Source organism: Paraburkholderia elongata (assembly GCF_013177735.1).
Classification (GTDB): Bacteria; Pseudomonadota; Gammaproteobacteria; order Burkholderiales; family Burkholderiaceae; genus Paraburkholderia; species Paraburkholderia elongata.
Window position 1 is genome coordinate 40498 of record NZ_WOEZ01000061.1, and the last position, 9308, is coordinate 49805.

Consider the following 9308-nt stretch of genomic DNA (forward strand, 5'->3'; position numbering starts at 1 on the left):
GCGGCTTCACACCGCTAATTCTTAAGCGGGTCCCCTGGCTTGGAGGAGGTAGTGGTGCATCTGGAATCCGTGCCCTCGCGCATTCGACGCGAGTGACAAGGCAGTCATACTTCCGGCGGCGCTACGCGCGCCGAAGAGCACTTCGTAAAACCGACCACTACGTTTTCGCACTCGCGCTCCATTCGGCACTTCGCCAAGGCGAAGCCGATGGCTCCCACCACGCCCCAACGAAACCGCCGGTTTCCCATGCAGTCCCATCCGCGACGCACGCAGTGCGGAGTGGGAGCTGATGAGCCCTTTGTCACTCGCGCCGAATGTGCGAGGACACGGATTCCAGATGCACCACTACCTCCTCCAAGCCAGGGGACCCGCTTAAGAGTTGGCAGTTGGAGCCGCTTTCTTTGCTTACTTTCTTTGCGGCGGCAAAGAGAAGTAAGTGCCCGCCCCGCACAGGGGCGACGCTAATAAACCAATAAGAACTCAAGGAAAGGCCAACGCCGTAGGCAGACAGACAAACAAGCGCCGAGCAGGCAAACAGACCAAGCAAACCCCAACGCCGTAGGCAAACAAACAAAACGCGCCGCGAAGGCAAAAAAAACCAAAACCCCTCCCATAAACCAAAAAATCAGCGCACACTACCCTCCTGCTCCCTCGCGGAGCGATAAAAGCCTATTGGGGAGCCCATCATGGCAAAAGGTCAAATGCGCAGTAACCGCGAAGTAAAGAAACCGAAGCAGGCCAAGAAACCTACACCGGCCACGACACCTTCAGGCGCGCCGCCGATCCGCGTGGCACCAACCGTATCGGCAACGCAAAAGAAACATTAAGAAAGCACTAAGCCCGCCCCGCCAGGCGGGCATCAACCATCCCCCAGGCACTACCTCGAAATATCCTCCAACGCGACATCCCGCGTCTTCGGCCCAAGTGTTCCGATGGCCGCCATCACCACCACCATCGCGCCCGAAATAAACACGAACACCCCACTCACGCCAAAGCGGCTCAAACACCCCGCAATCACAAACGCGGAAAACATCGCCGAAATCCGGCTCCACGAATAAACAAATCCCACTGCCCTCGCCCGAATACTGGTCGGAAAAAGCTCCGCCTGATAGGCGTGATAGCTGTACGAAATAATATTGCCCGCCAGCACAAGACACACCCCAAGACTCACAAGCAACACCGTCTCCCGCGCCTGGCTGAACAGCAGCCCGCACACCACGTTCACCGCCGCCATGCAGATGATCACCGTCTTACGCTCGAAGCGGTCGGCAATCAGCATCCCCAACAACGGTCCAAGCGGCGCCGCAATCGCAATGATGCTCGCGTACATCAAACTCGTCGTGACCGTAATGCCCTGCTTGATCAGCAACGTCGGAATCCAGTTCGCGAAGCCGTAATAACCCATCGTCTGGAACACGTGGAAAATGATCAGCATCAGCGTGCGCTTGCGATACGGCGCCACCAGCAGATCGCGAAACGCCGCACGCGCACGCACCGGTTCAGGCAACGCCGGCTCCGGCAAGGGCCGTCCATATTCTCGTTCGACGCGCGCTTCGAGTCGCTTCATCACCGCGTCGGCTTCCTCGATGCGGCCTTTCTGTGCGAGCCAGCGTGGACTCTCCGGCAAACGCAGACGAATCCACCACACCACGATTGCGCCCATCACGCCGGTCAGCACGACCAGACGCCAGCCGTCGAGACCGAAGTAACGATGCGGCACCAGCAAATACGATAGAAACGCGACGATCGGCACCGCGCAGAAACCGACCGCCTGCGAAAAGGCCGACGCGCGGCCGCGCACATGCTTCGGCACGAGCTCGGAGATGTAGGTGCCGATCGTCACGATCTCCACACCAATGCCGATCCCCGCGATGAAACGCCAGAGGTTGAGCCCAAGCGCCGTGTCCTGAAACGCCATGATGATGTTGGCCGCGGTGTACCACAGCAACGACCATGTGAAGATCGCACGCCGCCCGAAACGGTCGGCGAGGAAACCGCATGCCGCCGTGCCGATAAACAGGCTCGCGAATAACGCCGCAATGAAACTCGCCACGCCGTTGATGCCGAACAAACCGTGCGTCGTCGCGGTGAGGATGCCGCTGCGCACGAGGCCCGGCGCGATGTAGCCGGAGAACATCAGGTCGTACAGTTCGAAGAAGAGGCCGAGGCTCAGCAGCATCACCAGTTGCCAGATCGAGCGCGTGGCGGGCAAACGGTCGAGCCGCGCGGATATACGCGCACCGTCCAGCGCGATTTCTTCAGCGCGGCCACCCGCCGATGCGCCGGCGCCTGAGGGCAAACCACCCAGAGCGCCGGCATCGCCGACCGCTGTCGCATACACCGCATGATTCGACGATTTCATCGTCTGTCTCCATGAATTCCGGTCTGACGCCGGATGAGATTGATTGACTATGTTCACGCTGCTTCTTGCGGCACCTGCGCCACGCCACCGCCCAACGCCGTGATCTGCGCTTCGTCGTAGCCCAGACCACGCAGCACTTCGGCGGTGTGCTCGCCGATCTTGGCGATCGGCTGGCGCGGTTGCAAACGCGCACCGTCCATCGAAATCGGCAGCAAAGGCATCGCGGTTTCGCTTCCGTCATCGAGGGTCAATCGCGCGAGGCCACCGCTCTCGTTCAGATGCGGATCGTCGAACAGGTCTTCGGGTTTCGTGATCGACGCGAAGGGGATGTGGTCGCGTTCGAACAGCGGCACAAGCGCAACACCCTCGAAACGACTCAAGGTTTCGCCGAGCGTCTGCAGCAACCACTCGCGCGCCAGCACGCGGTCGTTGTTGGTCGCGAGGCGCGGATCGGCCAGCAGGTCGGCCCGGCCGAGAATCGCGCACAACGCGCGCCACTGGCCGTCGCCGGTCGCGGCGATAAACATCTGCTCGTCGTTGGCAAGCTTGAACACGTCGTAGACCGCCCATGCGCTGATGCGCTCGGGCATCGGCGCAGCTGGCACGCCAGTCGCGGCGAATTGCTGCATGTGTTGCGCGGAAAGCAGCACGCAGTTTTCGAACAGCGCGCTCTGCACTTCCTTGCCGCGTCCGCTCGTATGCCGTTCGTGCAATGCGGCAAGCACGCCGATCGCGCCGAACATGCCGCCCATGATGTCGTTGACCGAACTGCCCGCACGCAACGGACGCCCCACGGGTCCGGTCATGTAGGCGAGGCCGGCCATCATCTGCACGACTTCGTCAAGCGCGAGACGGTGTTCGTACGGACCGTTCAGAAAGCCTTTGTGCGAGACATAGATCAGCCTGGGATTGCGTTCACGCAGCGACGCGTAATCGAGACCCAGGCTCGCCATTCGGCCGGGCTTGAAGTTTTCGACGAATACATCCGCGGTATCGACCAGCTTGTGCAGCGCGGCCAATCCCGCTTCGCTGTCGAGGTCGAGCGCGACACTCTTCTTGTTGCGATTGAAGGTACGGAAAAAACCCGCACCGGTGCCGAGCAAACGGCGCGTACCATCGCCACGCGGTGGCTCGACCTTGATGACTTCGGCACCGAGGTCGCCAAGAATCATCCCGCAGGTCGGCCCCATCACCATATGCGACAACTCGACCACGCGAATGCCCGCAAGCGGCAACGCGCCCTGCTGCTCCGCCGAAGAAGCAGGTGCAGAAGAAGCGGAAGAGGCAGACGTAGAAGAAACTGGAGTCATTGCAGCACCTGTGATTCGGAAGGTTCAAAACGTTGAGCGGCGGCACTGAACTGCTTCGGCAAACCAGCACGCGCCAGATAGCCGTACAGCGGTTCGCCGGGCAGCGCGTCGGCGAGGACGTCGCGCGACGCAATGAGTCTGGTGAGGTCGATGCCGGTGTCGTAGCCCATGCTGTCGAGCATGAACACCAGGTCTTCGGTGTTCACGTTGCCGGTTGCGCCCGGGGCATGCGGACAGCCGCCGAGGCCGGCCAGCGACGCATCGAATTCACGGATGCCGTGCTGCAGCGCTATCAGCGTATTGGCGAGACCAAGGCCGCGCGTGTCGTGGAAATGCAGCGAGCGCAGCTTGTTTCCCGCGACCTCTCGCACCAGTTCGATGATTTCGCCGACCTGGCGCGGCGTCGCTTCGCCGGTGGTGTCGCCGAGCGCAATGACATCAGCGCCCGCCTGCAACGCGTCACGCGCAATCGCGGCGATATCCGCGTAAGGCACCGCGCCTTGCAGCGTGCAGCCGAACACCGTCGACAATCCGGCGATCAATTCCACGCGCCGCGCGTTCGCGCTAGCCGTGTTATCGATCAGTTCGCGCATCGCGGCAAACGACTCGATCATCTCGACAGGCGTCTTGCGAACATTGGCAAGGCTATGCGCCGTGCTCACCGAAATCGGTGCGACGATCCGATGCACGCCGGACTCGAGCGCACGTTGCGCGCCCTTCAGGTTCGGCACCAACGCCGTCACGATCAGTTCGTCGTAGGTGAGCGCGTGGGCGATCACTTCGTCGGCGTCGGCCATTTGCGGCAACAGCTTCTCCGGCACGAACGACGCGACTTCCATATGCCGCACGCCGGCGGCATATGCAGCGTCGATCCAGCGCCGTTTGAACTCGGTGGGCATCGTGCGTGCGATGCTTTGCAGGCCGTCGCGCATGCCGACTTCGGTCACGACGACGCGCTTCTGGGTGTCACTCATGGTCTTGAATCCCGGTCTTGAATCTTGAGTGGAATGCGAGGGATGGAAGCAACTGAGTGACAGCGTGCCCGCCCGCGGCCACACGGCAAAGTCTGCGTTGACGACGCACTCCATCGCCGCTCGCGATGGCGGCGCAGGCAAGCGGGACGGGCGTGCGCCGCCGAAAAGGGGAAACCCTTAAGGGATTTTCTGAGGGTGTTGAGAGGACGTCTAGCCGGCGCTCAAACCGAGCGCAGCAGATGGTCGAGTAAATGCGACGCCGTCAGCGTCAGCGCATTGCGATCGCGCATGCAGATCACGAAGCGCCGCTCTGCCCACGCTTCGCGCAACGGCACGGCGACGATGCCGTATTCATCGGCGGCATGCCTGGGCAGCGCTTCGCTCGGCAGAATCGCGACGGCAAGGCCCGCCTGGATAAAACGATAGGCGGCATCGAAGGTCGATACATAGGTTCGATAGTTGAGCTCGCGGCCTTTTTCCACCGCAATGCGCTGCATCAGCGCATTCACCGACGCGTTAGATGCGAGCCCGAGATGATCGAACGCCAGGGTCTGCTCAAAGCTGATTGCGGCCTCTCCGGCCAGCGGATGATCGCGCGGCACGATCAGCGCGAGATGATCGGATCGATACTGCAGCACATCGAGACTGCCCATCGGCACCACATCGCGGCAGATGCCGAGATCGGCCACCCCCTCTTCCAGGCCGCGCACGATCTCGGCGCTGACACGCTCTTCGACATCGACACGAATCTGCGGATTGGCCTTCAGAAACACCGACAGCGCCTCAGGCAGAAACTCGACCATCGACGACACGTTCGCCAGCACCCGTACCTGACCGCGCGCGCCGGCCGCGTATTCGCTGAGCTCCGCCTGCAGCCGTTCGTGGCCGCGCATGATGAGCCGCGCGTGTCTGAGCAGCGTCTCGCCAGCGGCGGTCGCGCGCACGCCGCGCTGGCTGCGCGAGAGCAGCGCGACGTCGACCAGCGCTTCGAGATCGGCGAGCCGCTTGCTGACCGCGGACGGCGCGATGAACTCGCGTTCAGCCGCACGCGCGATCGTGCCTTCCTCGCAGACGGCGATGAACAAGCGCAACGTCACCTGATCGATTTGCCACATGAACGGGCGTGCCCTGGGTGTTTGAAGTGGGAAAATTATGCCCGAGGAAGGTGGCGGCCGAGTCCGTCCCAGGGTATCCACGGCAGGCGCGCCGGTTCGCATCGTCGATCGCGCGCCAGGTTGTGAGGGCTGACCGTGTGTCAAACTGCGTAGGTTGACGCGGTGCGGGTTCGCGCTGCTTGGTCCCCGCAGCCTTGCTCGGGATTTTCGGTCTGGCTATGCTTGGGGGCGCGCCGGCCTGACGCCCGCCCGCACGCGATCAACCACTAAACAGAACAACCCATAAGGCTTGCCCATGTCAACCGCCAGTCTCTTCATCACCTCGGCCGGCGTCGGCCTCGCGATTGCCGCGCCGGTCGGCCCGATGGGCATGCTATGCATTCGCCGCACGCTGACGGGCGGTCCGCGCGCGGGGCTCGCAATCGGCTTCGGCATTGCGACCGGCGATGCGGTTTATGGTCTGATCGCGGCACTCGGCCTTGTCGGAATTTCGCAGTTCATGCTCGCCTATGACCGCCCCTTGCATCTGCTCGCCGGTCTGTTCCTGCTCTATCTCGGCGTGCGTACCTTGCTGCAAAAAGCGCCCGCCGACACGGCCAACGGCAATGGCAGCAGCGACGGCAACGGCAAGCTCGCGCAGGTGGGCCGCGCCGGCGCGCTGCGCGCGTATGCGAGTTCATTGCTGCTCACGCTGACCAACCCGCAAACCGTCATCATGTTCGCCGCGCTGTTCACGACGCTCGCGCCGCGTGGGGCGTTTTCATCGAGCATCGCGTTGACCACGGTAGGCGGCGTGTTTTGCGGCTCGATCGCGTGGTGGTGTTTTCTCGTGACGGTGGTGTCGCTCGCGCGTCATGCGATCGGCAGCAAGCTGCGCGTGGCGATCGACCGGATCGTCGGATTCACGCTGGCGGCGTTCGGTATCGTCGAGATTCGCCGCGCGCTTTGAATGAGGTTTAGCAGCGCCGCGCAAGGACGCTCAGAGTCACGCCTTCGGACTCACGAGCGACCGCGCAACGCCACGAACACCCCACCGGCAATCGCCATCAAACCACCACATAGAGAACCGGATGCAGGCGGCGCACCTAGGCCTGTCGTAGCACTTTCTACGCAAGCGCGGCAGTTTTGCGACAATAGCGGCTTTCGCCGTGCCGCCGCGGGCCTGTCGCCGACATTCGCCGACGCTCGAAGGCAAGCGCGCACCGGCCTTGCCGCCTAACCTGTCCAACCCACCCGACCGTCAGCGGTCTGCTCAATGGCTCTTCCCCATATCAATCTGCTGTATTCCGTCTCCGGCCTGTTCGTCGGCTTTCTGGTCGGACTGACGGGTGTCGGCGGCGGCTCGCTGATGACGCCGATCCTGGTTCTGCTGTTCAACGTGCATCCGGCCACCGCGGTCGGCACCGATCTGCTGTACGCGGCCGCCACCAAGGCGACCGGCACGCTGGTGCACGGTCTGAAAGGCTCCGTCGACTGGCAGATCACCCTGCGCCTCGCGTCCGGCAGCGTACCGGCCGCAACCGTCACCTTGATCCTGCTGCATCGGTACGGGATGGACACGCCGGGCACGAGCCGGCTGATCCAGATCGTGCTCGGCGTCGCGCTGCTGGTGACCGCCGTGGCGCTGATCTTCCGCCCGCAACTCGCGGCGCTCGGCGCGCGCCGTCAGCGCGCCCCCAGGCAAGGCCGCACCCTCGCACTCACCATGCTGACCGGCGCGGTGCTGGGCGTGCTGGTGTCGCTGACGTCGGTGGGTGCGGGCGCCATCGGCGTGACGGTGTTGCTGCTGCTGTATCCGTTGCTGCCGACCACGCGCATCGTCGGCTCCGATATCGCGCATGCGGTGCCGCTCACGCTGCTGGCGGGCGCGGGTCATTGGCTGCTGGGTTCGGTCGACTGGTCGATGCTGCTGTCGCTACTGGTGGGGTCGTTGCCGGGCATCGCGATCGGCAGTTATCTGTCGTCGCGCGCGCCGGACGCGCTATTGCGCAACGTGCTCGCCGCTACGCTCACGCTGGTCGGCGTGCGCCTCGTGCTGGCATAGAGCAAGCCGCTCTATTTGAAAAACCTGCAGGTCAGATCGGTCTCGAACTGCCTGACCCATTGGCCGTGATGGTCGTGATAGGACTGCGCCCAGCCGCCGCGCCGAACCGTGACGAGGCGCTCGTGCGCGGCATCGCCCGGATCCGGGCAGGCGCTGATGTCGAAATGCGCCGGCGCAAATCCGTGCCGCGCACACACCAGCTCGAAAGCCGCCCGATCGCTGATCGGCAGATCGGTATAGCGCAAAGGCGTGATTTCCATGGCGTTGGCTCCGGTTCCGCTCGCATCACAGTACGCTTCACGACGCGTCAATTGTGTGTCACAGCGCACAGATTGGCCGTTGCGGTGCTGGCGTTCAGCCCGTAACAGGTCGAAGCCATCATCACCGTTTTAAAAATCACCGCTACGAAAAATAAAGCGAAAAAAAGGGCCCCGGTTATTCGCCGGAACCCTCGCACTGGCATACATCACGATAGCGCATAGCGATATCGAATCGCATACACCACCCGATGCAGCCTTCCGCGCCTGCCGGCGCCTCGTGCGCGTGTTGCAAGCCGCTTGTTGCACGCTGCTTGGGCCAGGCCGCTTATTGCGGCCTGCTCAATGCAGCCGCCTTACTGCTGAACAACGGTCAGCTTGTTCGACACCGACGTCACGCCGGCGACGCCCTTGGCCACTTCGCCGGCAGCGTCGATCTGGCCTTGCGCAGGCACCGAGCCCGTCAGGGTCACCGCGCCGCCACGAGCACGCACGGCAATGCTCGAGACGTCGATGCCTTGCGCCTTGGCGAGCGCGGCGCGCACCTTGCGGCCCAACTGGCTATTGGCCTTCTTGACGGCCTTGGTGCTTGCAGCCGGCGCTGCGGTCGTGCCCGTAGCCGTTGCATCGCTTGTCTGAGCGTACACGTTGCACGCCACCACCATCGCCACGACCGAGCCCAGCGTTTTCAGAAAACCGACCGATTTCATAGTTTCTCTTCTCCTTAGCTACACATTGGACCGCATGTAAAAGCGGCTTCGTTACGACTACGGGCGGCCATGCTTTTCAGTCGCGACGAGGCGCGGCTCAGCGACGGCCGACTATGGCTGCAACACGGTGTGCGAGAGGCGAGAGAGGCCGGCTGAAGTTAGCCGCATACTTAGTCGCATGCGATGTCACGCATGCAATGCGGTACGAGAGCCGGCAAGCCGCGAAGTCCGCCAGCGCGCCCGGTTCTTGTCTGCCGTGCCGGGTCACGCCGCGCAAACGTCTGTTCGCGGCAGCGATCGACAATTTAATCTAGTCGCGCCAGAAGCGCAAAGGGTTTGGTCATACGTCGGGGTGCCTGCTGGTTGCCATGAAGGCATGGACCGTGTTTTATTCATGCGCCGTTCATATTAAGTGTTCACGAAAAATTTACTTGGAATTTCGAACCATATCCGTTGAGCAGAATTTCCAGCTCCGCATCGATGGTTTCTTTCGTCCACGTCGCGAATCGCCGCCAGTGGTACTTGAAGTGCTTCCA

The 9308-nt window shown here is 62.7% G+C and carries 9 protein-coding genes; 3 read left to right on the forward strand and 6 right to left on the reverse strand.

What is annotated here, in order from left to right; all coding sequences use genetic code 11:
• Positions 1 to 686: 686 nt before the first annotated feature.
• Positions 687 to 827, forward strand: a complete 141-nt coding sequence (locus GNZ13_RS12895) for a hypothetical protein (RefSeq protein WP_169486169.1) — start codon at positions 687 to 689, stop codon at positions 825 to 827.
• A gap of 50 nt (positions 828 to 877) precedes the next feature.
• Here GNZ13_RS12895 and GNZ13_RS12900 read toward each other — a convergent pair whose 3' ends face one another.
• The 4 genes from GNZ13_RS12900 to GNZ13_RS12915 form a co-directional block, all read right to left on the reverse strand.
• Positions 878 to 2362, reverse strand: a complete 1485-nt coding sequence (locus tag GNZ13_RS12900) for an MFS transporter (RefSeq protein ID WP_172164509.1) — start codon at positions 2360 to 2362, stop codon at positions 878 to 880.
• Between the two features lie 53 nt (positions 2363 to 2415).
• Positions 2416 to 3672, reverse strand: coding sequence for a CaiB/BaiF CoA transferase family protein (locus tag GNZ13_RS12905; RefSeq protein WP_172164512.1), 1257 nt, complete (start codon positions 3670 to 3672; stop codon positions 2416 to 2418).
• The gene (locus GNZ13_RS12910) at positions 3669 to 4646 is read right to left on the reverse strand and encodes a hydroxymethylglutaryl-CoA lyase (protein WP_172164515.1); all 978 of its coding nucleotides are present in this window, start codon (positions 4644 to 4646) and stop codon (positions 3669 to 3671) included. Before GNZ13_RS12910 ends, GNZ13_RS12905 begins: the two co-directional genes overlap by 4 nt.
• Before the next feature lie 221 nt (positions 4647 to 4867).
• On the reverse strand, positions 4868 to 5761 hold the full coding sequence (locus GNZ13_RS12915) for a LysR substrate-binding domain-containing protein (protein ID WP_172164518.1): 894 nt from the start codon (positions 5759 to 5761) through the stop codon (positions 4868 to 4870).
• 295 nt (positions 5762 to 6056) lie between these two features.
• On the opposite strand from GNZ13_RS12915, the gene GNZ13_RS12920 reads away from it, so the two are divergent.
• On the forward strand, positions 6057 to 6710 hold the full coding sequence (locus GNZ13_RS12920; RefSeq protein WP_172164521.1) for a LysE family translocator: 654 nt from the start codon (positions 6057 to 6059) through the stop codon (positions 6708 to 6710).
• Between the two features lie 306 nt (positions 6711 to 7016).
• Positions 7017 to 7805: a sulfite exporter TauE/SafE family protein gene (locus GNZ13_RS12925; protein ID WP_172164524.1), complete on the forward strand. Its 789-nt coding sequence runs from the start codon at positions 7017 to 7019 to the stop codon at positions 7803 to 7805.
• A gap of 11 nt (positions 7806 to 7816) precedes the next feature.
• On the opposite strand, the gene GNZ13_RS12930 is transcribed toward GNZ13_RS12925, so the two are convergent.
• Both GNZ13_RS12930 and GNZ13_RS12935 read right to left on the reverse strand, forming a co-directional pair.
• Positions 7817 to 8065: a hypothetical protein gene (locus GNZ13_RS12930; protein WP_172164527.1), complete on the reverse strand. Its 249-nt coding sequence runs from the start codon at positions 8063 to 8065 to the stop codon at positions 7817 to 7819.
• Positions 8066 to 8418: 353 nt separating this feature from the next.
• Positions 8419 to 8772 (reverse strand): BON domain-containing protein, encoded by a 354-nt coding sequence (locus GNZ13_RS12935; RefSeq protein WP_172164530.1) that lies wholly within the window; start codon positions 8770 to 8772, stop codon positions 8419 to 8421.
• Between the last annotated feature and the right edge of the window lie 536 nt (positions 8773 to 9308).